21 protein-coding genes are annotated in these 22637 nt (G+C 68.5%); 10 read left to right on the top strand and 11 right to left on the bottom strand.

Annotated elements, in window-relative coordinates; genetic code table 11:
- Positions 1-3: 3 nt before the first annotated feature.
- Positions 4-1143, bottom strand: coding sequence for a tRNA epoxyqueuosine(34) reductase QueG (gene queG, locus SNE34_RS02100; RefSeq protein ID WP_425604439.1), 1140 nt, complete (start codon positions 1141-1143; stop codon positions 4-6).
- 33 nt (positions 1144-1176) lie between these two features.
- Between queG and SNE34_RS02105 the strand changes: the two genes are divergently transcribed.
- The 6 genes from SNE34_RS02105 (at position 1177) to SNE34_RS02130 (ending at position 8532) form a co-directional block, all read left to right on the top strand.
- On the top strand, positions 1177-2664 hold the full coding sequence (locus SNE34_RS02105; protein ID WP_332614241.1) for an NAD(P)H-hydrate dehydratase: 1488 nt from the start codon (positions 1177-1179) through the stop codon (positions 2662-2664).
- Positions 2661-3140: a tRNA (adenosine(37)-N6)-threonylcarbamoyltransferase complex ATPase subunit type 1 TsaE gene (tsaE, locus tag SNE34_RS02110; protein WP_332614242.1), complete on the top strand. Its 480-nt coding sequence runs from the start codon at positions 2661-2663 to the stop codon at positions 3138-3140. The genes SNE34_RS02105 and tsaE overlap by 4 nt, the downstream gene beginning before the upstream one ends.
- Positions 3141-3228: 88 nt before the next feature.
- The gene (locus tag SNE34_RS02115) at positions 3229-4704 is read left to right on the top strand and encodes an N-acetylmuramoyl-L-alanine amidase (protein WP_332614243.1); all 1476 of its coding nucleotides are present in this window, start codon (positions 3229-3231) and stop codon (positions 4702-4704) included.
- A gap of 73 nt (positions 4705-4777) precedes the next feature.
- Positions 4778-6589, top strand: a complete 1812-nt coding sequence (mutL, locus tag SNE34_RS02120; protein WP_332614245.1) for a DNA mismatch repair endonuclease MutL — start codon at positions 4778-4780, stop codon at positions 6587-6589.
- Positions 6590-6621: 32 nt separating this feature from the next.
- Complete coding sequence (locus SNE34_RS02125; protein ID WP_332614612.1) at positions 6622-7557, top strand: DUF1684 domain-containing protein; 936 nt, start codon at positions 6622-6624, stop codon at positions 7555-7557.
- Positions 7558-7566: 9 nt separating this feature from the next.
- On the top strand, positions 7567-8532 hold the full coding sequence (locus SNE34_RS02130) for a TraB/GumN family protein (RefSeq protein WP_332614248.1): 966 nt from the start codon (positions 7567-7569) through the stop codon (positions 8530-8532).
- A 100-nt stretch (positions 8533-8632) separates the two neighbouring features.
- On the opposite strand, the gene rnfB is transcribed toward SNE34_RS02130, so the two are convergent.
- From rnfB to SNE34_RS02145, 3 genes are all read right to left on the bottom strand, one after another.
- Positions 8633-9112, bottom strand: a complete 480-nt coding sequence (gene rnfB, locus SNE34_RS02135; RefSeq protein WP_425604428.1) for an Rnf electron transport complex subunit RnfB — start codon at positions 9110-9112, stop codon at positions 8633-8635.
- Positions 9072-11174 (bottom strand): methionine--tRNA ligase, encoded by a 2103-nt coding sequence (metG, locus tag SNE34_RS02140; protein ID WP_332614252.1) that lies wholly within the window; start codon positions 11172-11174, stop codon positions 9072-9074. The genes rnfB and metG overlap by 41 nt, the downstream gene beginning before the upstream one ends.
- Before the next feature lie 131 nt (positions 11175-11305).
- Positions 11306-11746 (bottom strand): DUF2147 domain-containing protein, encoded by a 441-nt coding sequence (locus SNE34_RS02145; RefSeq protein ID WP_332614253.1) that lies wholly within the window; start codon positions 11744-11746, stop codon positions 11306-11308.
- A gap of 208 nt (positions 11747-11954) precedes the next feature.
- On the opposite strand from SNE34_RS02145, the gene apbC reads away from it, so the two are divergent.
- Together apbC and dcd are read left to right on the top strand one after the other, a co-directional pair.
- Positions 11955-13022 (top strand): iron-sulfur cluster carrier protein ApbC, encoded by a 1068-nt coding sequence (gene apbC, locus SNE34_RS02150; RefSeq protein WP_332614255.1) that lies wholly within the window; start codon positions 11955-11957, stop codon positions 13020-13022.
- Positions 13023-13106: 84 nt separating this feature from the next.
- A complete protein-coding gene (dcd, locus tag SNE34_RS02155) occupies positions 13107-13694 on the top strand; it encodes a dCTP deaminase (RefSeq protein WP_332614257.1) in 588 nt (195 codons plus the stop codon).
- Between the two features lie 94 nt (positions 13695-13788).
- Here dcd and SNE34_RS02160 read toward each other — a convergent pair whose 3' ends face one another.
- From SNE34_RS02160 to SNE34_RS02170, 3 genes are read right to left on the bottom strand one after another with little or no spacing between them, the layout of a single operon-like run.
- Positions 13789-14085 carry a hypothetical protein gene (locus tag SNE34_RS02160; protein ID WP_332614259.1) on the bottom strand — a complete coding sequence of 99 codons (297 nt, stop codon included), beginning with the start codon at positions 14083-14085 and terminating at the stop codon, positions 13789-13791.
- Between the two features lie 36 nt (positions 14086-14121).
- Positions 14122-14541: an HIT domain-containing protein gene (locus tag SNE34_RS02165; protein WP_332614260.1), complete on the bottom strand. Its 420-nt coding sequence runs from the start codon at positions 14539-14541 to the stop codon at positions 14122-14124.
- Positions 14538-15206, bottom strand: a complete 669-nt coding sequence (locus SNE34_RS02170; RefSeq protein ID WP_332614262.1) for a dienelactone hydrolase family protein — start codon at positions 15204-15206, stop codon at positions 14538-14540. The genes SNE34_RS02165 and SNE34_RS02170 overlap by 4 nt, the downstream gene beginning before the upstream one ends.
- A gap of 146 nt (positions 15207-15352) precedes the next feature.
- On the opposite strand from SNE34_RS02170, the gene rimO reads away from it, so the two are divergent.
- Complete coding sequence (rimO, locus tag SNE34_RS02175; RefSeq protein WP_332614264.1) at positions 15353-16744, top strand: 30S ribosomal protein S12 methylthiotransferase RimO; 1392 nt, start codon at positions 15353-15355, stop codon at positions 16742-16744.
- 141 nt (positions 16745-16885) lie between these two features.
- Here the strand turns inward: rimO and greB are convergent, their stop codons facing one another.
- Positions 16886-17389 (bottom strand): transcription elongation factor GreB, encoded by a 504-nt coding sequence (greB, locus tag SNE34_RS02180; protein ID WP_332614614.1) that lies wholly within the window; start codon positions 17387-17389, stop codon positions 16886-16888.
- 85 nt (positions 17390-17474) lie between these two features.
- Here greB and SNE34_RS02185 point away from each other — a divergent pair, with 85 nt between their 5' ends.
- On the top strand, positions 17475-18932 hold the full coding sequence (locus SNE34_RS02185) for a rhomboid family intramembrane serine protease (RefSeq protein WP_332614266.1): 1458 nt from the start codon (positions 17475-17477) through the stop codon (positions 18930-18932).
- Between the two features lie 187 nt (positions 18933-19119).
- On the opposite strand, the gene SNE34_RS02190 is transcribed toward SNE34_RS02185, so the two are convergent.
- From SNE34_RS02190 to SNE34_RS02200, 3 genes are all read right to left on the bottom strand, one after another.
- On the bottom strand, positions 19120-20376 hold the full coding sequence (locus SNE34_RS02190) for a hypothetical protein (RefSeq protein WP_332614268.1): 1257 nt from the start codon (positions 20374-20376) through the stop codon (positions 19120-19122).
- 138 nt (positions 20377-20514) lie between these two features.
- Positions 20515-21006 carry a copper resistance protein NlpE gene (locus tag SNE34_RS02195; RefSeq protein ID WP_332614270.1) on the bottom strand — a complete coding sequence of 164 codons (492 nt, stop codon included), beginning with the start codon at positions 21004-21006 and terminating at the stop codon, positions 20515-20517.
- 65 nt (positions 21007-21071) lie between these two features.
- Entirely contained in the window at positions 21072-22586 is a 1515-nt protein-coding gene (locus tag SNE34_RS02200) for a helicase HerA-like domain-containing protein (protein ID WP_332614272.1), read from the bottom strand.
- Positions 22587-22637 lie beyond the last annotated feature (51 nt).

Consider the following 22637-nt stretch of genomic DNA (forward strand, 5'->3'; position numbering starts at 1 on the left):
CTCCTACAAGGGGCCAGACGAAACTCCGGAGATCGGATTCCCGGTCGCGGCCGAGCCATGCCGCCCCAGCGCCCACTCGACATGCTCGCGTACGACCGCGTCGTCGATCCCGCGCCGCGACTGCAGCGCCGCCACCACCTCCGCCGTCGTCGGCGCGTTGCCCAACGCCACCGCGATGTTGCGCAACCAGCGGCTGTAACCGCTGCGGCGGATCGCCGATCCCTCGGTGCGCCGCAGGAACTCGTCCTCGCTCCACGCGAACAACTCCGCCAGGCTGGCCTCGTCGAGGTTGTTGCGGGCACGGAAATCCGGCTCGTCGCTGCGCCTGGCGAACTTGTTCCACGGGCACACCAACTGGCAGTCGTCGCAGCCGAAGATGCGGTTGCCGATCGGCTCGCGCAGTTCCAGCGGGATCGCGCCGTCGTGCTCGATGGTCAGGTAGGAAATGCAGCGACGCGCGTCCAGCCGGTTCGGTGCGGTGATCGCGCCGGTCGGGCAGATGTCGATGCAGCGGGTACAGCTGCCGCAGTGCGCGGTCGCCGGCGCGTCGACCGGCAATGGGAGGTCGACATAGATCTCGCCGAGGAAGAACCAGCTGCCGCCATCCTTGTCGATCAGGCAGGTGTGCTTGCCAATCCAGCCGAGGCCGGCGTTTCGCGCCAGCGCGCGCTCCAGCACCGGCGCCGAATCGACGAACACCCGGTGGCCGAATGGGCCGACCACCTCGGCGATGCGCCCGGCGAGCTTCTGCAGGCGTTGGCGCATGAGCTTGTGGTAATCGCGGCCCAGCGCGTAACGGGCAACGTAGGCGCGCTCGCCGTCGGCCAGGGTCTGCCAGGCTTCCTCGTCGTCGCGACGGCCGTAGTCGAGGCCGACCGAAATCACCCGCAGCGTGCCCGGGATCAATTCCGCCGGCCGCGAACGCATGTCGCCGTGGCGCGCCATCCACTCCATCGAGCCGTACAGGCCTTGCGCGAGCCAGTCGCGCAGGTGGTCCTCGTCGGCGCCAAGTTCGATGCCGCTGATCCCGCAGCGTTGGAAACCGAACTCGCGGGCCAGCTCGCGGATGCGCCGCGCCACCGCCGCAAGATCGACGGTGGTGGTGCCGGGCGTGGCGGGTGTTTCGCGCGGGCGGGCGGGCAGGTTCACGATGGTGGCAAGTATAGAATCGCCGGCATGACTGCAGCCCTCTACGACGTCGCCGCGTTGCGCGCGATCGAAACGCAGGCGAGCGCGCGCTCGGACGATGCGTCGGCGCTGATGCGGCGCGCCGGGCAGGGCGCCTGGCGGGTGCTGCTGGATCGCTGGCCGGCCGCCGGCGCGTTGCTGGTGGCCTGTGGCCCGGGCAACAACGGCGGCGATGGCTACGTACTGGCGCGGCATGCAAGGCAATCGGGACGCGACGTGGCGGTAGTGAGGGTGGCCGCGCACGCACCGCGCGGTGAGCTGGCGATGCGGGCTTGCGCGGATTATCTCGAGGCGGGTGGTCGGGTGGTCGAGTTCGTCGACGGCGAGCTGCCGCCGGCCGACGTCGTGGTCGACGCGCTGTTCGGCATCGGTCTGGCGCGCGCGCCGGACGAGAGTCTGAGTGCGCTGATCGCCGCGATCAACCGGCATCCCGCACCGGTGTTCGCACTCGACGTGCCGAGCGGCGTCGATGCGGTCCGCGGCTCCGCCCCGGGCGTCTCGGTGCGGGCGCAGCGGACCGTCGAGTTCATCGCCCCGAAGATGTCGCTGCGTACCGGCATCGCCCGCGACCTGTGTGGTGCCTTGCAGGTCGATACGCTCGATCTGGATCCGGCGGCCTTCGACGTCGCCGCCAGCGCCGAATGTTTGCGACCATCCGACCTGTGGCGCTGGCTCGCGCCGCGTCGCCGCGACAGCCACAAGGGCGAGCATGGTCGGGTGTTGTGCGTGGGCGGCGAACACGGCCACGGCGGCGCGATCCTGCTGGCGGCCGAAGCCGCCTTGCGCAGCGGCGCCGGGCTGGTCGACGTAGTGACCCGGTTGCCACATGTTGTCGCGTTGCTCGCGCGGCTGCCGGAAGCCATGGCGCATGCCCACGCCGATGATGCCGACGCGCTCGATGCGCATTTCATCGAAGCCGCCGATGTGGTCATGATCGGCCCGGGGCTCGGGCAGGGCGCATGGGGCGCGACGCTGTTCGACCAGACCCTGCAGGCCGGCAAACCGGCCGTGCTCGATGCCGATGCGCTCAACCTGCTGGCGGCCAAACCCCGGCGCTTGCCGGCCGACACCATCCTGACCCCTCATCCCGGCGAGGCCGCGCGCCTGCTCGGCATCGACACCGGCGCGGTGCAACGCGACCGCTTCGATGTTGCGCAACGGCTGGCCGAACGCCACGACGCGGTGGTGGTATTGAAAGGCGCCGGCAGCATCGTCGCCGCACCCGGTCGGACGCCGCGGCTGGTCGACGCCGGCAATCCCGGAATGGCGGTCGGCGGCATGGGCGACGTGTTGGCCGGCGTGATTGCGGCCCTGCGCGCGCAAGGGCTGGACGCGTTCGACGCCGCCAGTTGCGGCGCGCTGCTGCATGCCGCGGCCGGCGATGCCGCTGCCCGTGAAAGCGGCGAGCGCGGACTGTTGCCGACCGACCTGATGCCGTGGCTGCGCCGCCTCGCCAACCCGGAACTGCCGACATGACGAACTCGACCTGGCTGGCCGACAGTGGACAGACCGATCGCCTCGGCCGTTGCCTGGCCGAGACCCGCCCGCCGCGCGCGGTAGTGCACCTGCAGGGCGACCTCGGCGCCGGCAAGTCGACCCTGGCGCGGGCGCTGTTGCGATCGCTCGGCGTGGTGGGCGCGATCCGCAGCCCGACCTACACCCTCGTCGAACGCTACCCGCTGGCGGCCGGCGGCGAGGCCTGGCACATGGATCTGTACCGGATCGGCGATCCCGGCGAACTGGAGTTCCTCGGTCTCGACGGCGACGAGGCGGCGCTGTGGCTGGTGGAATGGCCCGAGCGCGGCGCTGGCGGCCTGCCGGTCGCCGACCTCCGAATCGAATTGGCGATGGAAGAGACGGGCCGGCGCGCCGTGTTGAAGGGCCTGACCGAAATTGGCCAGGCTTGGCTGGAGCGATTGACGCGCGAGGGTGCGTTTGCGGCCGACTCCTGAACGATTCCACAGGAAGGTTCGGCAGGTGCTGGATTCATAAGGGAAAAAGTTCTTGCAATCTTCGTGGGCTGGTGCTTGACTACCGCCCATGCGAGCCAAAGGCGCCACTTTCCAGAAAGTCCTGCTCGGCTTGGCGCTGTTATCCGCGCTGGCCTGGAACCTGGCGCAAGCCGGCGAGGTCGAGGGCCTGCGGCTCAGCAGTGGCGCGACCGGCACCCGCGCCGAGATTTCCCTTGGCGAATCCGGGCGCTACAACATCATCAGCCTCAGCGGACCCGCGCGCCTGGTCGTCGACCTGCCCGAGAGTTCGTTCGCGAAAGGACTGGCGGTCCCGGCCGGAGCGGGCGTAGTCCAGTCGGTGCGTACCGGCCAGCCGGTTCCCGGCACCGCGCGCATCGTGTTCGACCTGAAACAGGCGGTCACCGCGCTCAAGCCGCGGATCGAACAAGGCCCCGACGGCTCGCGGCTGGTGCTCGAGTGGCCGGGCGACGGGGACGCGTCCGCTTCGAATCCCGTTGCCACCGCGCCGGCCGGCCCGGTCGCGGTTGACGCGGCAAGCCCGACTGCGGCGCTGACCCGCAGCGACCAGACCGCCGCGTCGTCCGCCGCGACCAGCCGCTTGATCTCGCAGATCACCGCCGGCACACGTCCAGTCACGCCGACGCCCGCCGTCTCCACGCCCGCGGTGCCGACGACGATCGCGACCGGCGTGCCGACCCGGGTCGCCACCGGCCAGCCCGCGACGAGCGCCGCGACCACCCAGCCGCCGGTCAAGACCATGCGCGAGCTGATGGAAGGCCGCGGCAACCGGCCGCTGGTCATCGCGATCGATCCCGGCCACGGCGGCCAGGATCCCGGCGCGATCGGCAAGAACGGCACCCGCGAGAAGGACGTGGTGCTGGAGATCAGCAAGGAGTTGGCGCGCCAGATCAACGCCGCGCCGGGCCTCAAGGCGTACCTGACCCGCGACACCGACGTGTTCATCCCGTTGAACAAGCGCGCCAAGCTGGCGCGCGCGGCCAAGGCCGACATGTTCATCTCGATCCACGCCGACGCCGCCGAGAACCGCAGCGCGGATGGCTCCTCGGTCTACGTGCTGTCGCTCAAGGGCGCCTCGTCGCAGCGCGCCCGCTGGCTGGCCAACAAGGAAAACGCCTCCGACCTGGTCGGTGGCGTGCGCCTGGAACAGACCAACAACACCCTTGCCTCGGTGTTGATCGACCTGACCCAGAGCGGCCAGCTCAAAGCATCGGAAGACGCCGCCGAGGAGATCCTCGACGGCCTGATGGAAGTCGGCAACATCCACAAGCGCCATATCGAGCGGGCCAACTTCGCGGTGCTGCGCACCTCGGACATGCCGGCAATGCTGGTCGAGACCGCCTTCATCTCCAACGCCGAAGAAGAGCGTCGGCTGCAGGACCCGGCGTTCCAGCGCAAGATCGCCGGCGCGGTGGTCGACGGCATCAACACGTTCTTTACCCGGCAACCACCGCCGGGTACCGTGTACGCCGCGCGCGCCGCGCTGGGCAATGCCAGTGGTGGCGCCGCCGGCGGAAGCCCGTAGCCGCACCACAGGCAGCCCCGCCGGTTGGTTATGATGGCCGGCCTTCCCTGCCTCGCGATGCGTCCACGCCGCCGTGCCGATCCGCCAACTCCCCGACACCCTGATCAACCAGATCGCCGCGGGCGAAGTGGTCGAGCGCCCGGCCTCGGTGGTCAAGGAACTGGTCGAGAATGCGCTGGACGCCGGCGCGCTGCGGATCGACATCGACCTGGAGGAGGGCGGAGTACGCCTGATCCGGATCCGCGACGACGGCGCTGGCATCGCCCCGGAGCAGTTGCCGCTGGCGATCTCGCGCCACGCCACCAGCAAGATCGCCTCACTCGACGACCTCGAGGGCGTTGCCACGCTTGGCTTCCGTGGCGAGGCATTGCCGTCGATCGCCTCGGTCAGCCGCTTCGCGATGAGCTCGCGGCGCGCCGACGACGGGCACGGCGCGACGATCGAGGTCGAAGGCGGGCGGGTCGGCGAGGTGGCACCACGGCCGCACCCGCAGGGCACCACGGTCGAGGTCCGCGACCTGTTCTTCAACGTGCCGGCGCGGCGCAAGTTTCTGCGCGCCGAGCGCACCGAACTCGGCCACATCGAGGAGTGGTTGCGCCAGCTTGCGCTGGCGCGGCCCGACGTCGAACTGCGGATGTCGCACAACGGCAAGCCGTCGCGGCGTTGGAAGGGCGACAGCGACCTGCTGTCGGACGTGCGCCTGCACGAGACCCTGGGCGAGGAGTTCGCCCGCAACGCCCTGCACGTCGACCACGAGGGTGCCGGGCTGCGCCTGCACGGCTGGATCGCGCAGCCGTCGTACAACCGCGCCAGCGCCGACCAGCAGTACCTGTACTGCAACGGCCGCGCGATCCGCGACCGCAGCGTTGCCCACGCGGTCAAGCAGGCCTACGCCGACGTGCTGTTCCATGGCCGCCAGCCGGCGTACGTACTGTTCCTCGAACTCGATCCGCGCCGGGTCGATGTCAACGTGCATCCGGCCAAGCACGAGGTGCGGTTCCGCGACTCGCGGCTGATCCACGACTTCGTCTACCGCACGCTGCAGGCGGCGCTGGCCGAGACCCGCGCCGGTTCGACCCCGACGCACGGGCAGGGCGAGGGGGTGGCACCTCCGCAACATCCCTCCGGCTACCACTGGACCCCGCCGCAGGCGCCGCTGGGCCTGCAGGTCGCCGAAACCCGCAACGGCTACGCCGCGTTGTACGGAGCGGTTGCACCTGCGACGACGGCCGTCGACGCCGGCGATGCGGGAGTCGCCCTCGCCGAACGCCCATCGCTGCCCGACACCGACGACGCCAGCCTGCCGCCATTGGGTTACGCGATCGCGCAACTGCACGGCATCTACATCCTCGCCGAAGCGCGGGAAGGCATGATCGTGGTCGACATGCACGCCGCCCACGAGCGCATCGGCTACGAGAAGCTCAAGGCCGCGCACGACGGCGAAGGCCTGCGCACCCAGCCGCTGCTGGTGCCGGCCACCCTCGCGGTGTCTGAACGCGAGGCCGATGTCGCCGAGCGCGAATCAGCGACGCTCGATGCACTCGGTTTCGAGCTGACCCGCTCCGGCCCGCAGTCGCTGACCCTGCGCAGCGTGCCGGCGCTACTCGCTCACGGCGACGTCGAAGCGCTGCTGCGCGACGTACTGGCCGACCTGCGCGAACACGGCGAATCGCTGCGCGTGGCCGCCGCCCGCGACGAACTGCTGTCGACCATGGCCTGCCACGGCGCCGTGCGCGCCAACCGCCGCCTGACCCTGCCGGAAATGAACGCCCTGTTGCGCGAAATGGAAGCGACCGAACGCTCCGGCCAGTGCAACCACGGCCGTCCGACCTGGGCACGGTTCACCCTTCCCGAGATCGACCGCTGGTTCCTGCGAGGACGTTGATGGCGAAACCGCCGAAGTTGAAGACCCTCTCCATGCTGCTGTGCGTGCCCGTGCTGGGTGTCGCGGTTGCAGTTGCGCTCGCCGGTTGCGGTGGCGATACCCCGTCCAATGCCATCAAGGATGCCCAGATGTCTGCCGAAATGATCGCCTTCAACACCCAGCAGGACGCCTGGCGCGAGCAGCGCCGCAGCGGGCTGCTCGCGCCCGACGGCTGGGCCAGCCTGACCGGCCTGCACTGGATCGGGCCGGGCTCGCATTACCTTGGCAGCGATACCGACAACGGCATCCAGTTGACCGTCGGTCCCGAGCACATGGGCATGCTGGAACTCGACGGCGAGGCCCTGCGCTTCGTTCCGGAGAAGGGCCTGGCGCTGACCCTCGATGGCGAGCCGCTGGCCGGCGCCACCGCATTGCGCGCCGACGACGACCCGGCCGGCCCGAGCGAGCTGGGCTTCGATGACGGCAAAGGGGTCGCCACGGTGATCAAGCGCGGCGAGCGTTACGCCCTGCGCGTGCGCCACGCCGATGCGCCGACCCGCACCGGTTTCAGTGGCCTCGATTACTGGCCGGCCGACCCGGACTGGCAGATCGACGGCGCATTCGTCGCCAACCCGCCGGGGCAGACCATGGAGGTCGCCAACATCATCGGCACCTTTGAGCAGGTGTCCAACCCGGGCGCGATCGAGTTCGAGCGCGAGGGCGTCACGTATCGGATCGAGGCGCTGGACGAGGGCGGTGGGGAGCTGTTCCTGGTGTTCGCCGACCGCACCAGTGGGCATGGCAGCTACGGCGCCGGACGCTTCCTGTACGTTCCGCGCCCGGATGCAGACGGTCGCGTGACTGTCGACTTCAATCACGCCTACAACCCGCCCTGCGCATTCACCGCGTTCGCGACCTGTCCGTTGCCGCCGCTGGAGAACCGCCTCGACCTGGCGATCACCGCCGGCGAGAAGGCCTACGGCCACTAGGAGTTGTCGATGCAGGTGACCAAGGCGCTGCTGGCGTCGCTACTGGCGGTGGCGTCCGCGGCCTCGGCTGCGGTCGGCGGCCCGGTTGGCGCGGTGCAGGCGGTGGTCGAGCCGGCCGCCCACGTGCCGCCGGTGCCGTTGCTGTGGAAGGTGTCCGACGGCGACAACGCGCTCTACCTGCTGGGCTCGTTCCACCTGCTCAAGGATGGCGACTATCCACTGTCGGCCGATATCGACCGCGCATTCGCCGCGGCCGAAAAGGTCGTGTTCGAAATCCCGCCGGAGGCGCTGCTCGACCCGACCACCGGCCAGCGCTTCCTTGAGGCGGCCGCCTACGACGACGACCGCGGCCTGTCGGACGTGCTGTCGCCGCGCATGCGCGAGCAACTGCAGCAATTGATCGCGCGCCAAGGCGGCACGATCGCCCAGTTCGAGGGTTACGAGCCGTGGTTCGTCAACCTGTCATTGCTGATGGGGCTGTCGCAGTCGCTCGGTTTCAGCGCCGAGCAGGGGCTGGATCGGCACCTGATGGCGCGGGCCGAGGCCGCCGGCAAACCGACCGCCGGCCTGGAGACCTTCGACGACCAGTTGCGCGCGCTCGATGCGACGCCGATGGACGAGCAGGTGATCGGCCTGGCCGAGTTCATCGATCGCCCTCGGGACATGCCGGGAGTGCTGGCCAAGCTCCACCAGGCGTGGCGCGCTGGTGACATCGAGCGCCTTGACCAGCTGACCCGCGTGGAGATGCTGGAACAGACCCCGGAGACCTATCGCATCGTCAATGTCGAGCGCAACGAGGCGTGGTTGCCGAAGTTGCAGGCGATGCTCGACGACTACACCGGCGATGACATGCTGGTGGTGGTGGGTGCGTTGCACCTGCTTGGCGAGGACGGCGTGGTGGCGATGCTGCGCGACGAAGGGTACGCGGTCGAGCGGATCTGTTCGGCGTGCGAGGTTGCGGTCGTCGACGATTGATGGAGCCGGTGCGCGGCGCGTGGGGTGCGTTGTAGGAGCGACGTGAGTCGCGACCCGGCGAACGTTCGGGGCGATGTACGGTTCGCGACTTACGTCGCTCCTACATCGGAGGATTCGCATCACCCCCCTGTGGCACCAGCACGATGCAATCCACCGGACACGCCGGCACGCACAGCTCGCAACCGGTGCACAGCGGCTCGATCACCGTGTGCATGTGCTTGGCACCGCCGATGATCGCGTCGACCGGGCAGGCCTGGATGCACTTGGTGCAGCCGATGCAGTCGGCCTCGACCACCAGCGCGACCTGCGCCGGCTTGTGCTCGCCGCGGCTGCGGTCGTACGGCTGCGGCGCCGTGCCGAGCAACTGCGCCAGGGCCCGGGCACCCGCGTCGCCGCCGGGTGGGCAGTGATCGGTGCCTGCCTCGCCAGCCGCCATCGCTTCGGCATACGGCCGGCAGCCCGGGTAGCCGCACTGGCCGCACTGGGTCTGCGGCAGCAGGCGGTCGAGGCGTTCGATCAGGTCGTACATTGCGCGGTTGTCAGCGCACCGGCATCCCGGCCTGGGCGCCGGAGTCGGCATCGAGCAGGGCGAGCGCGCTGGCGTCGAAGCCGGCCGACAGGATCATCCCCTCGCTGAGGCCGAAACGCATCTTGCGTGGGGCAAGGTTGGCGATGAACACGACGTTGCGACCGATCAGCTTGTCCGGTTCGGGGTAGGAGGCCCGGATGCCGGAGAAGATCTGGCGCTGGCCGAGTTCGCCGGCATCGAGCAGGAAGCGCAGCAGCTTGTCCGAGCCCTCGACGAACTCGCAGGCCAGCACCTTGCCGATGCGCAGGTCGAGCTTGGCGAAGTCGTCGATACCGATGGTGGGGGTCGCGTCTCCGCTTTCTGTAGGAGCGGCTTTAGCCGCGATCGAAACCCCGACATCCGCGGCGCCGGGCTTCGCGGCTGAAGACGCTCCTACAAGGGCCGCAGCGGTGTCGGCAGGCTTCATGGATTTCTTGCTCGCTTCGGTCATGGCTTCAATCAGTTTCGGGTCGATCCGGGTGAACAGCGGCGTGTAGGCGTCGATACGCTGTGCGGTCAGCGGCGCGGCGAGGTCATCCCAGTGCGCGACCGGCGCGGCAAGGAACGCCTCGGCCTGCGCGCTCACCCGCGGCAGCACCGGCTTCAGCGCGGCGTTGAGGATGCGGAACAAGTTCAGGCCCTGGGTGCAGACCGCCTGCAGTTCAGCGTCGGCGCCTTCCTGCTTCGCAATCACCCACGGCTTGCGGTCGTCGATGTAGCGGTTGGCCTCGTCGGCCAGCGCCATCGTCAGGCGCAGCGCGGTCGCGGCCTCGTTGCGCTGGTAGGCCGAGGCGATCGGCGCCAGTTGCTCGACGAAGCGCGCATACATCGCCAGGTCCGGCAACACCTCAGCCAACTGGCCGTCGAAGCGCTTGCTGATGAAACCGGCGCAACGGCTGGCGAGGTTGACGAACTTGCCGACCAGGTCGGAATTCACCCGGGCGACGAAATCGCCGAGGTTGAGGTCGAGGTCGTCGACGCCGCCTGAGGTCTTGGTCGCGAAGTAATAACGCAGCGCTTCCGGCTCCAGCCCGGCGTCGAGATAGCTGCGCGCCATCACGAAGGTGCCGCGCGACTTCGACATCTTGGCGCCGTCGACGGTCAGGTAGCCGTTGACGTGCAGCCGGGTCGGCGCGCGGAAGCCGGCGCCGTGCAGCACCGCCGGCCAGAACAGGCCGTGGAAATTGACGATGTCCTTGCCGATGAAGTGGTGCAGCTCGGCATCGCTGTCGTGGGTGAGATAGCTGAAGAAGTCCAGTCCCTCGCGCTCGCACAGCGCCTGGAAGCTCGACAGGTAGCCGATCGGCGCGTCGATCCAGACGTACAGATACTTGCCGGGATGGCCGGGGATCTCGAACCCGAAGTAGGGCGCGTCGCGCGAGATGTCCCAGGCGCGCAGGCCGCCCTCGGCGTCGAGCCATTCGCGCAGCTTGGCCTTGACCCCGGGTGCGGCGACATCGCCGGCCAGCCACTCGCGCAGGAAATCCTCGAAGCCGCCGACCTCGAAGAAAAAGTGCTCCGACTCACGCAACTCCGGTTCGGCGCCGCTGACCACCGAGCGCGGCTCCTTCAGCTCGGTCGGGGCGTAGGTCGCGCCGCAGTGCTCGCAGTTGTCGCCGTACTGGTCGGGAGTGCCGCAGTTCGGGCAGATGCCCTTGACGAAGCGGTCGGGCAGGAACATGCCCTTGACCGGGTCGTACAGCTGGGCGACCGAGCGGCGCTTGATGTGGCCGTTGTTGTCGAGCTTGGCGTAGATCGCCTCGGTCAGCGCGCGGTTGCGCGGCGAGTGGGTCGAGTCGTAATGGTCGAAGGCAACGCCGAAGTCGGCGAAGTCGCGCTCATGGCTGGCCTGGATGCCGGCGATGTAAGCCTCCGGGGTCATCCCGGCCTTCTCGGCGGCGAGCATGATCGGGGTGCCGTGGGTATCGTCGGCGCAGACGAAGTGCGCGGTGTGCCCGGCCAGTCGCTGCGCGCGCGCGAAGATGTCGCCCTGGATGTAGCCGACCAGGTGGCCCAGGTGTAGCGGACCGTTGGCATAGGGCAGGGCGCAGGTGACGACGAGCTCGCGGGGCATGGGCGTGGGGATGGCGGCGGAACGGGCGATTATCGCATGGCCGCAAATGGCAACGGCCCGCGCGAGGCGGGCCGTTGCGGAGACAGCGGGCGCGGGTTGGCGGCGCCGGTTGCCGAGCCTACTGACGAAAGTTACTGACGAACCCAGGTCTGGGTCCGGCCCAGCAACGAGAAGCCCATGAAGCCGCGGACTTCGAGTTTCGCGCCGCCTTCGACCGGTTCCATCTTCAGCGAGTAGACCTTGCCACTGGCCGGGTCGAGGATCTTGCCGCCCTTCCACGCGTCGCCGTCCTGCTTGGCGCCCCACAGGATCACCATGCCCTCGATCGGCTTGTCCTTGCGCTCGCCTTCGCATTCCTTGCAGACAGGGTTGTCGCCCTGGTCGGAGTTCATCACCTCGACCACGCGGCCGGCGAGACTGCCGTTGCGGGTCTCGTAGATTTCCACGGTCGACTTGGCCTTGCCGGTTTCATCGTCGATCGTCGTCCAGGTGCCGACCGGGGTTTCCTGCGCGAACGCGGAAAACGACAGGGCCAGCAGTGGCAGGGCGAACAGGGTAAGCAGTTTGCGCATGGTCCCCTCCAGGGTTGAGGCGTGGTCGCGCCGCACCGTCGGTGGGCGCGCTGGCCTCTTTATACCGTATCCACCAAGGCGGGCCAGAGGATTGCCGTGCCGCCGTTCAGGGTGGTGAAACGGGTCGCAATCCGGACGTGCGGCGGGTCCATTCGGCCGTTGCGGCGCGGGGCTGCGACAATGGGCGGCCCCCACATATTGCGTCGCCATGCCCACCGAACAGCTGCAACAGCGAATTGCCCTCTTGCCCGTTCCCGGTACCGATTCCACGCTCGAGTCGACTGGCGCGCGCGTCCGCGTGGCGGTGGACGGGACCAGCGTGGCGGTTTCGATCACCCTCGGCCTGCCGGTTGCCGGCCTGCGCGACGAATTGCATGCGGCACTGACGGCCTTGCTGCAGCAACACGACCTGGGATTGGCGCGGCTGGAGCTGCAGCAGCGCATTAACTCCCATGCGGTGCAGCCCAACCTCAGCCCGCTGACCAACGTCCGCAACCTGATCGCGGTCGGCTCGGGCAAGGGCGGGGTCGGCAAGTCGACCACCGCGGTCAACCTTGCGTTGGCACTCGCTGCCGACGGCGCGAAAGTCGGCGTGCTGGACGCCGATGTCTACGGCCCCAGCGTGCCGATGATGCTCGGCCTGGCCGGCAAGCCCGACAGCCCCGATGGCAAGACCATCGAGCCGATGCGCGCGCACGGGATCGAGGCGATGTCGATCGGGTTCCTGGTCGAGCAGGACACGCCGATGATCTGGCGCGGGCCGATGGCGACCTCGGCGTTGACCCAGTTGCTCAACGAGACCCGCTGGAGCGAGCTCGATTATTTGATCGTCGACCTGCCGCCGGGCACCGGCGACATCCAGCTGACCTTGGCGCAGAAGATCCCGGTGGCCGGCGCGGTCATCGTCACCACCCCGCAGGACGTGGCGACGCTGGACGCCCGGAAGGCGCTGAAGATGTTCGAGAAGGTGCAGGTGCCGGTCCTGGGCCTGGTCGAGAACATGGCGGTGCATGTGTGCTCGAATTGCGGTCACGGCGAGCACGTGTTCGGCGAGGGCGGCGGCCAGCGCATGGCGGCGCAGTACGACGTGCCATTGCTGGGCAGCCTGCCGCTGGAGCTGGCGATCCGCGAGCAGGGCGATGCCGGTACGCCGGTGGTGCTGGCGCAGCCGGGTTCGTCCGCCGCGAAGGCCTACCGCGACACCGCGCGGCGGCTGGCGGTGCGGCTGGCGCAGCGGCCGCGGGTCACCCCGTCGATCTCGGCCGCGCTGTTGTAGGACGGGGCTTGCCCGGCACCGCTGCGGCGCCAGCGTTTACAATCCGGCGGCCAAGGCACCCGCAAACCCAATAGCGAGCACTGAATGAGCATCAAGTCCGACCGCTGGATCCGCGAGATGGCGACGCAGCACGGCATGATCGAGCCGTTCGAGGCCGGCCAGGTCAAGTTCTCCGACAAGGGCGGGGCCGATGACGAGCGCATCGTCAGCTACGGCACCAGCAGTTACGGCTACGACGTCCGCTGCTCGCGCGAGTTCAAGGTGTTCACCAACATCAACTCGACGATCGTCGATCCCAAGCATTTCGACCCGAAGAGCTTCGTCGACATCGAAGCGGACGAGTGCATCATCCCGCCGAATTCGTTCGCGCTGGCGCGCACCGTGGAGTTCTTCCGCATCCCGCGCGACACCCTGGTGGTGTGCCTGGGCAAGAGCACCTACGCGCGCTGCGGGATCATCGTCAACGTGACCCCGCTGGAGCCGGAGTGGGAAGGCCACGTGACCCTGGAGTTCTCCAACACCACGCCGCTGCCGGCGCGCATCTACGCCAACGAGGGCGTGGCGCAGATGCTCTTCTTCCAGGCCGATGCCGATGACGTCTGCGAGACCTCCTACAAGGACCGCGGCGGCAAGTACCAGGGCCAGCGCGGCGTGACCTTGCCGCGCACCTAGGCGGTATATGCACTTGTAGGAGCGACGTAGTCGCGACCCGCCGAACGTTGGATTGATGTACAGGTCGCGACTTACGTCGCTCCTACGGCGGGCATCAGGGCTTCTGGTAGGTCACGAAGAAGCCCTGCAGGTCGTTATTCTCGATATACGGCTCGACCCCGACCACCTTGTAGCCGTAGCCTGCGAAGACCTGGTGGGTACGGCTGAGTTCGTTGGCGGCGCCCTGGTTGCGGAACCCCCAGCTGGCGTCGACCCATACCGTGGTTGCGCTCATCCCGGCCTGTGACGCCTCGCGCGCCGCATCCTCGGGCTTCTTGTCGAACAGCCCGGCGTGGGCGGGGACGAGGCTGGCGCAGGTGGCGAGCAGGGTGGCGAGCAGCAGTTGACGCATGGGGTTCTCCGGTGGGAAGGAATGATGTTTGGTCGATCAGCCGGCCAGCGCGGCTTGCAGGCGCTTGATCCGCTCGATCAGCGACTCCGGCGAGTAGGGTTTGGCGGTAGCCGTGCCCCAGACCGGCCGAGGCCAGGCGATGTCGTCCTCGAAACGCGCGATCACATGCACATGCAATTGCGACACCAGGTTACCGAGCGCGGCGATGTTGAGCTTGTACGGGCGGAACACCTGCAGGGCGCGGCAGGCCTGGTTGATCTCGGCGTTGAGCTGGAGCTGGCTGGCCTCGTCGAGGTCGGTCCATTCCACCGCGTCCTCGACCCGCGGCACCAGGATCAGCCACGGATGGTTGGCGTCGTCCATCAGGCGCAGCTCGCACAGCGGCAGTTGGGCGACCGGGTGGGTGTCGTCGGCCAATTGCGGGTGCAGGTGCCAGCCTTGAATGGGGTTGCTCATCTCAGGCTCTCCGTCAGGAAATCGATGCTGCGTCGCCAGGCCAGGGCCGCGCTGGCCGGCTCGAACGAATGGATGTCGACGTCGCGGTTGAACGCGTGGCCCGCCGCCGGATAGACGTGGATACGTGCGTGCGGATGCCTGCGACGGTGTAGCTCGACGTCCTCGGGTGGGATGCTGGCATCGCGGCCGCCGAAGTGGAACATCATCGATGCGTGGGTGGTTTCATCGAGGAACGGCAGGCTCCGCGCGCCGTAATAGCTGACCGCCGGCAGCCCTAGCCGGGTGTTGCACAGCAACGCGAGGCTGCCGCCCCAGCAGAAGCCGACCGCACCGACGCGCAGGCCCTCGCGCTGCAGGCGGGTCGCGGCGCTGTCCAGTACATCGATCGCACGCTCGGTGCCCAGTGCCTTGACCAGCGCCCGGCCGCGCTCGAAGTCAGGTTTGTCGTAGCCCAGTTCCAGGCCGCGCTCGACCGGGTCGAACAGCGCCGGCGCCAGCGCGACGAAGCCCGCCTCGGCAAACCGTTCGGTGACCCGGCGGATATGCGGATTGAGTCCGAAGATCTCCTGGATCACCAGCACCGCGCCGCGCGATGGACCACCCGGGTCGGCGCGCCAGCCGCGGACGGGTCCTTGCGGGGTCTCGATGTCGATCCAGTGGGTCATGGTTTCGTTCAGCTTGGCGTCGCCGGTTTCCGGGTCGATTCTAGCGCCCGCGATATAATTCGCGCCCCGCCGCCCGCCCGTGGCCCGCACTCCGTGTGCGGGCGTGTTGCGCGTGGTCCGGCAAACCCTCGCAACCTGGTTATTCAATGTCCCTGCATCCGCTTCCGTCCAAAACCGCCAAGGCCGGCAACCCCGTGGTCGCCACACCGAAGGGCGGGAGTCCCAAGGTCGGCTTCGTCAGCCTCGGCTGCCCCAAGGCGCTGGTCGACTCCGAGCGGATCCTGACCCAGTTGCGGGTCGAGGGGTACGACCTGGTGCCGAGCTACGACGATGCCGATGTGGTGGTGGTCAACACCTGCGGCTTCATCGATTCGGCGGTGGCCGAGTCGCTCGACGCGATCGGCGAGGCGATGGCCGAGAACGGCAAGGTCATCGTCACCGGTTGCCTCGGCAAACGCGAGGAGGTGATCCGCGAGGCTCACCCCGGCGTGCTGTCGATCAGCGGTCCACAGGATTACGACAGCGTGCTCGGTGCGGTGCACAAGGCGCTGCCGCCGAAGCACGACCCGTTCATCAGCTTGGTCCCGGATACCGGAATCAAGCTGACCCCGAAGCACTACGCCTACCTGAAGATTTCCGAAGGCTGCAACCACCGCTGCAGCTTCTGCATCATCCCGTCGATGCGCGGCGATCTCGTCTCCCGCCCGGTCGACCAGGTCCTGCGCGAGGCCGAGAAGCTCGCGATGGGCGGGGTCAGGGAATTGCTGGTGATCTCGCAGGACACCTCGGCCTACGGCGTCGACGTGCGCTACGCCGAGCGCGAGTGGCGCGGCAAGGCCTACCAGACCCGGATGAAGGCGCTGTGCGAAGGGCTCGGCGAGCTGGGTTTGTGGACGCGGTTGCACTACGTCTACCCGTACCCGCACGTCGACGACATCATCCCGCTGATGGCCGAGGGCAAGATCCTGCCGTACCTCGACATCCCGTTCCAGCACGCCAGTCCGCGCGTGCTGAAGCTGATGAAACGGCCCGGCGCGGTCGACAAGACTTTGGAGCGGATCCAGCGCTGGCGCGCTATCGCGCCCGACATAACAATCCGCTCGACCTTCATCGTCGGTTTTCCCGGCGAGACCGAGGCCGAGTTCGAGGAGCTGCTCGACTTCCTCGACGAGGCGCAACTGGACCGAGTCGGCGCGTTCGCTTATTCGCCGGTCGAAGGGGCGAAGGCCAACGAACTGCCCGACCCGGTGCCGGAGGACGTCAAGCAGGAGCGGCTGGCGCGTTTCATGGAGCGGCAGGCGGAAATCTCCGCCGCCAAGCTGGAGGCCAAGGTTGGCAGCGTGCAGCGCTGCATCGTCGATGCGATCGACGGCGAGCTGGCGATCGCGCGTTCGATGGCCGACGCGCCGGAGATCGACGGCCTGGTGCAGATCCAGAACGGCTACTTCGCCGGCCTCAAGCCGGGCGATTTCTGCGACGTCGAGATCATGGGCAGCGACGAGCACGACCTGTTCGGCGAGGTCGCGTTCGAGGATTGACGGCGGGGCTCTGCTGGTCGCGATGCGCGGATCGATCCCGGGCTCTTGTAGGAGCGGCTTCAGCCGCGATCGTGGAATCGGTTTCCCCGCAGCTTCCACCGACGTCGTTGGCGAGCTTCGCGGTCGGGCCTGAAGACCCTCCTACAACGGATAGTCGACGGCGGCGATCACGAACTGCCGCGGTCCACCGGGTAACTGCGCCTCGAACTCGTCATCCAGCCGCTTCTTCAGCATCGCCCGCGCCAGTGGCGAATCGATGCTGATCCAGCCCAATTTGGCGTCGGTCTCGTCCGGGCCGACGATGCGGTAACGGCTGGTCTCGCCGCTGACCGCATCCTCGACCTCGACCGTCGCGCCGAAGAACACCGCGCTCGGGTCCGACGGCGCCGCCTCGACCACGCGCAACGCCGGCAGCCGCTTGCTGAGATAGCGCACGCGGCGGTCGATCTCACCGAGCTGCTTCTTGCGATAGGTGTACTCGGCGTTCTCCGAACGGTCGCCCTCGGCCGCGGCGGCGGCGAGCGCCCTCACCACCTCGGGGCGCTTCACCCGCCACAACTCGTCCAGCTCGGCCTTGAGCCGGGCGTGGCCGTCGCGGGTGATCAGCGCGGTGCTCTGTTCTGCAGGGGGACGCCAGCGGCCCATCGGGACTCCATCGATCTGGATGCGAACTTGCGCGCGAGCCGCCGGATCGTCGACCCTTGCGCGCTGCTCGCCATTGTCGCCTTTCATGCTGATCCTGCCACTGCACCGCCCGCTGACCCGCGCGACCTTTCCATTGGTGACCGCGCTGCTGATCGTGGTCAACGTTCTGGTGTTCTTCGGCTGGCAGGGCAGCGACGAGGCGGCGATGGAACGCGCGCAGCAGTACTACCTGCAATCGGATCTCGGGCGTTATGAGGTCCCGGCCTACGAGCGCCACCTGCTCGACACCAGCCAGGTCGACGCGCTGCGGGAATTCGAACGGGTGCCGGAGTCGTCGCAGCCGGAATACGTGGCCGGGAGCACGCTGACCGATGTCGCGTTCACCACGGCGCTGCGTTCGGGCGAATTGTTCGAGGATCCTGGCGACTTCGAGGCCTGGCGGCCGCTGCGCGCAGAGTACGACGCGCAGCTCGAGCAGGTATTCACCCTGCGCCACCTGCTGCGCAGTTCCGAAGTCGATCCGTGGCGGATGCTCAGCGCCGCGTTCCTGCACGGCGGGGTGATGCACCTGGTCGGCAACATGCTGTTCCTGCTCGCGCTGGGGCTGCTGGTCGAGGGCGCGATCGGCTCCGGCCGCTTCCTCGGCGTGTACCTGCTCGGTGCGGCCGGCGCCAGCGCCGCATCGCTGCTGTGGCGTTGGGGCGAGGCCGGCGGCGGGCTGGGCGCGTCGGGTGCGGTGGCGGCGTTGATGGGCGCGTTCTGCGTGGTCTGGGGACGGCAGCCGGTGCGGTTCTTCTACTGGATCGGGGTGGTGTTCGACTACGTCCGCGCGCCTGCGATCTGGCTGCTGCCGCTATGGCTGGGCTGGGAGGTCTGGAACCTGCTGGCGAATGACCATCTGGGGATCGGCTTCGACGCCCACGCCGGTGGCATCGTCAGCGGCGCTTTGATGGGCGCGACGCTGGTCGCGACCCGCCAGGTTCGCGACGGCTTCATCCGCGATCCCAATGGCGGTGCGGCGGACGACGACCGCTGGCAACGTGCGCAGGCCTGTCTCGGCCGGATGCAGTTGATCGAGGCGGAAGTGTTGCTGGAAGAACTGGCGCGCGAACAACCCGGGCGCTTCGACGTCCGCCTGGCGCTGTACCGGGTCGCCCGCAATGGCCAGCGCCCGCAGGCGATGGCGCGCCGTGGTGCCGAAGTGCTGGCAATCGAGAGCTTCGATGCGGAAGCGGTGCAGGCGCAGGCGACCGTGCTGGCCGAGTTGGACGCCGCCGGTCTTGCGCCGGACCCGACGGCGCGCACCGCGCTGGCGCGGCGCTGGCTTGATGCCGGTGAACTGGAGGCGGCAGAGGCGACGTTGATGTCGACCGGTGGCGTCGATGCCGAAGAGCAGGCGCAACTGTGGTTCCGGCTGGCGCTGGGCTGGCGTGAACGCAACGGCGAAGCACACGCACGGGCTCTTCGGACTTTGCTGGCACGCTACCCGGAGCAGCCGCAGGCGAAGAAGGCGCGGTTCTTGCTGGTGGAATTGGGAGGGTAGACGGCAGACATCGAGCCGTCCCCCAACAGGATCTCCGGGGTGTAGGAGCGACGTGAGTCGCGACCTGTACATCGTTTCGACGCAGGCCGATATCAAAACGCGCGGCGGCGCGGAGGACTCGTGGCAAGCCAGGGGCGGCCTGGCGCGGTCGCGACTTACGTCGCTCCTACACTCGGACCGATCTTGTTTACGCTTCGACCGGCGCCGGCAGCAGCTTCGCCGCGGCCTCGATCTTGTCCCGCAACTCGTCATCCTCGCAGCGTTCGCGCGCTTGCGCGAGCAGCGCGCGGGCGTCGTCGTCGCGACCGCCGCGTTCGAGCATCAGCAAGGCCGCATCCAGCCCCCAGCGCGGCGCCGACAGATGCCGTGGATGCGCCCGCAACAACGCCGACAGGCTGTCGAGCACCAGCTGGCCCTGGCCGGCAAGACGGGCGCGTTCGACCAACTGCTCGGCGTGCGCCACCTGCATTGGCACGAAATCGGGATCGGCATCCAGCGATTCGCGCAGCAGGCCGAGCGCGCGGCGGTCCTGCTTCTCCAGCAGCAACAGGTTGAGGTACTCGCGCGCATGCTCCGACAGTGCCGCGGCGTTGCCGTCCTGGCGCAGCAGGCGGTGGTACAGGTCGTGGGTGTCCAGGCCGACCGCGCGACTGCGGGTTTCGCCGCGCAGCAGCTCCAGCGCGGTGCCGAGCTGGCCGTCGCGGACGTAGCCCTCGGCCTCGGCCAGCAAGTCGGCGTCAGGCGTGTGGCGACCGGGCAGGGCATCGGCGCCGCTGGGCACGTAGCCCAGCACCTCGTGGTACTGGTAGACCAGATAGCCCATCAGGTGGAACGCCGCGAACAGCGCCCAGAACGCCACCGCGGTCACCGCCAGGTCGGCGAGTACCGGCGGCATCACCCCGGCCAGCCAGACCGCGGCGGTGAACATGCTGGCCTGGATCACGAACAGCAGGCCGAACACCGCCAGGTAGGGCCAGCCGATCCGCTCGACCAGGCCCAGCGGGGTCGCGGGATTGAGCGCGTGCGACAGGCTGCCGTCGATCGCCAGCGACATCACGCAGCCCGGCTGCAGGAACGCGATCAGGGCAATCGTTGCCAGCCCGATGATCGGGCCGCCGAACACCATCGCCAGCACGATCACCGCGATGAAGATCAACTGCATGCCGATCAGCCGGGTCACCACGCCATCGTCGGTGCCGAGCACGACCTCCGGCGCCTCCATCCGGCCGTCGGCGGTCGCGCGCAGGATCTCGAACGCGTACTTGTGGGCGCCGACCCAGACCAGGATCGAGACCAGCCAGCCGATCACCGGGATCATTCCGAGCAGGCTGGCCAGGGTCAGCGCCAGCAGGCTGTAGAACGCCGCGCCGCGGACCGGGTACAGGGTGATCGCGCGCAGGCGCTGCCAGAACGGCACGGGGATGGTCGTGGGACTGGATGGCATCGGATTCGCTCCCTGAACAAGGCGTTCATTCTGCGGGCGGGCGATACGGCTTGGCAAAAAAATCCCCGGCCATCGCTCGGTAGAGCGGGAGGAGGACCGGGGATCGGATTGCAGGAAGCGCGCGTCCGGCGCGCTGCGTCAGTTCGCCGGCTGCCGGCTCAGGCTGTAATCCAGACCGCTTTCGGCCGGCTTGCCTTCGAGGTCGAGCTGGGTGATCTGCTGTTGCGAGGTGATCGCGAACAGGCGGTCCTGCTCGGACTTGCTGTTGGGATCCAGGCGGATCTGCTGGGCGTTGGCCTCGACGGTCCAGGTGCCGTCCATCTCCATCGCCGGCCCTTGCTCGTCCTGGTAGACCTCGGTGATGTCGTAGCTGCCGTCGGGGTTGAGCACCAGGGTGATGTCGATGCCGGGGCAGTCGGCGCAGGGCAGGGTGCCGCTGAAGGTGCCGGCGAAGCCCTTCATGTCGAAACCGGCGTTGTCCGAGGAAAACGCTTCACCGGCAGGCGTGATGTCGACCGCGGCGGTTTCGGCGGCGGTCGGTACCTCGACGGCCGGCTCGGCCGGCTCGGGCTTGCAGGCGGCGAGGGCGAATACGGTGAGGCAGGCGAGGGCGAGCAGCGGTTTGGTCATGCATTGACTCCTGTCGGTGGTTGGAACGGGGGATGGTGCGCGGCGCTTGGTGAGCCGCGAGTCGATCAGCGGCGGCCGCCGAAGACGCCGCCGAGCAGGCCGCGCAGGATCTGCCGGCCGATCTTGCTGCCGACGGTGCGCGCGGTCTGCTTGGCCATGGTCTCGACCATGCCCTGGCGGCGCTTGGTGCCGAACACGGCGTTGCGGATGGCATCGCCGAACCCGACATCATCGTCCTCGATCGACTTGGCCGGCGGGGCGTCGGCCTTCTCGGTCGCCGCCTCGACTTTCTTCGCCAGCATCTCTTCGGCCGATTCGCGATCGGCGCGGGTGTCGTACTTCGCCCCGACCGGGCTGCCCGCCCGTACCTGCGCGCGTTCGGCCTCGGTGATCGCGCCCATCCGGCAACGCGGCGGCGCGACCAGGGTGCGTTCGACCGGCATCGGGATGCCCTTGTCCTGCAGGGTCGACACCAGCGCCTCGCCGGTCCCGAGCTGGCCGATCGCCTCGGCCACGTCGAGCGCAGGGTTGGCCACGAAGGTCTGCGCCGCGGTGCGCACCGCCTTCTGGTCGCGCGGGGTGAACGCACGCAGCGCATGCTGCACCCGGTTGCCCAGTTGGCCGAGGATGTCGTCGGGCACGTCGTCGGGGAACTGCGAGCAGAAATACACGCCCACGCCCTTGGAGCGGATGATCCGTACCACCTGCTCGACCCGCTGCTGCAACGCCGGCGGCGCGTCCTCGAACAACAGGTGGGCCTCGTCGAACACGAACACCAGCTTCGGCTTGTCGAGATCGCCGACTTCGGGCAACTGCTCGAACAGCTCCGACAGCAGCCACAACAGGAAGCTCGAATACAGCCGCGGCTTCAACACCAGGCTGTCGGCGGCGAGGATGTTGATGACGCCACGACCGTCGGTGGTAGTCCGCATCAGGTCGGACAGTTCCAGCGCCGGCTCGCCGAAGAACATCTCGCCGCCGTCGGACTCCAGCCGCAGCAATGCACGCTGGATCGCGCCGATCGACGGCGTGCTGACCAGGCCGTACTCGGTCGAGATCGTCTTGCGCTCCTCGGCGACCAGGTTGAGCAGGGCGCGGAGGTCGTCGAGTTCGAGCAGCAGCAGGCCGCGGTCGTCGGCCAGCTTGAAGGCGATGTCGAGCACGCCGGACTGGGTGTCGTTGAGCTCCAGCATCCGCGACAGCAGGGTCGGGCCGATCTCGCTGACGGTCGCGCGGACCGGGTGGCCGAGTTTGCCGAACAGGTCCCAGAACACCACCGGGTTGCCTTCGCTGACATAACCCTCGACGCCGATCTGCTCGATCCGCGCCTGCAGTTTTTCACCGACCGTGCCGGGCACGGCGAGCCCGGCGACGTCGCCCTTGACGTCGGCCATGAACACCGGCACCCCGATCCGCGAGAAGCCCTCGGCCAGCGTCATCAGGGTGACCGTCTTGCCGGTGCCGGTCGCGCCCGCGACCAGGCCGTGGCGGTTGCCGAGGCGGGGCTGCAGGAACACCTGGCCACTGGACGGGCTGGTGACCGCCTTGCCGACGAGGATGGGATCGGGGGTAGGCGCCATGTCCGCTTCCTTGATGGGTTGGGGCCGATTCTATGGCCTAAACCGCAGTCA

It is taken from the genome of Novilysobacter erysipheiresistens (genome assembly GCF_036663935.1).
Classification (GTDB): domain Bacteria; phylum Pseudomonadota; class Gammaproteobacteria; order Xanthomonadales; family Xanthomonadaceae; genus Novilysobacter; species Novilysobacter erysipheiresistens.

Coding starts and splice junctions, on each gene's coding strand:
- SNE34_RS02105 (WP_332614241.1), top strand. CDS start 1,177: ATGACTGCAGCCCTCTACGACGTCGCCGCGTTGCGCGCGATCGAAACG.
- tsaE (WP_332614242.1), top strand. CDS start 2,661: ATGACGAACTCGACCTGGCTGGCCGACAGTGGACAGACCGATCGCCTC.
- SNE34_RS02115 (WP_332614243.1), top strand. CDS start 3,229: ATGCGAGCCAAAGGCGCCACTTTCCAGAAAGTCCTGCTCGGCTTGGCG.
- SNE34_RS02125 (WP_332614612.1), top strand. CDS start 6,622: ATGCTGCTGTGCGTGCCCGTGCTGGGTGTCGCGGTTGCAGTTGCGCTC.
- SNE34_RS02130 (WP_332614248.1), top strand. CDS start 7,567: ATGCAGGTGACCAAGGCGCTGCTGGCGTCGCTACTGGCGGTGGCGTCC.
- rnfB (WP_425604428.1), bottom strand. CDS start 9,112: ATGCCGACTCCGGCGCCCAGGCCGGGATGCCGGTGCGCTGACAACCGC.
- metG (WP_332614252.1), bottom strand. CDS start 11,174: ATGCCCCGCGAGCTCGTCGTCACCTGCGCCCTGCCCTATGCCAACGGT.
- SNE34_RS02145 (WP_332614253.1), bottom strand. CDS start 11,746: ATGCGCAAACTGCTTACCCTGTTCGCCCTGCCACTGCTGGCCCTGTCG.
- apbC (WP_332614255.1), top strand. CDS start 11,955: ATGCCCACCGAACAGCTGCAACAGCGAATTGCCCTCTTGCCCGTTCCC.
- dcd (WP_332614257.1), top strand. CDS start 13,107: ATGAGCATCAAGTCCGACCGCTGGATCCGCGAGATGGCGACGCAGCAC.
- SNE34_RS02160 (WP_332614259.1), bottom strand. CDS start 14,085: ATGCGTCAACTGCTGCTCGCCACCCTGCTCGCCACCTGCGCCAGCCTC.
- SNE34_RS02165 (WP_332614260.1), bottom strand. CDS start 14,541: ATGAGCAACCCCATTCAAGGCTGGCACCTGCACCCGCAATTGGCCGAC.
- SNE34_RS02170 (WP_332614262.1), bottom strand. CDS start 15,206: ATGACCCACTGGATCGACATCGAGACCCCGCAAGGACCCGTCCGCGGC.
- rimO (WP_332614264.1), top strand. CDS start 15,353: ATGTCCCTGCATCCGCTTCCGTCCAAAACCGCCAAGGCCGGCAACCCC.
- greB (WP_332614614.1), bottom strand. CDS start 17,389: ATGGGCCGCTGGCGTCCCCCTGCAGAACAGAGCACCGCGCTGATCACC.
- SNE34_RS02185 (WP_332614266.1), top strand. CDS start 17,475: ATGCTGATCCTGCCACTGCACCGCCCGCTGACCCGCGCGACCTTTCCA.
- SNE34_RS02190 (WP_332614268.1), bottom strand. CDS start 20,376: ATGCCATCCAGTCCCACGACCATCCCCGTGCCGTTCTGGCAGCGCCTG.
- SNE34_RS02195 (WP_332614270.1), bottom strand. CDS start 21,006: ATGACCAAACCGCTGCTCGCCCTCGCCTGCCTCACCGTATTCGCCCTC.
- SNE34_RS02200 (WP_332614272.1), bottom strand. CDS start 22,586: ATGGCGCCTACCCCCGATCCCATCCTCGTCGGCAAGGCGGTCACCAGC.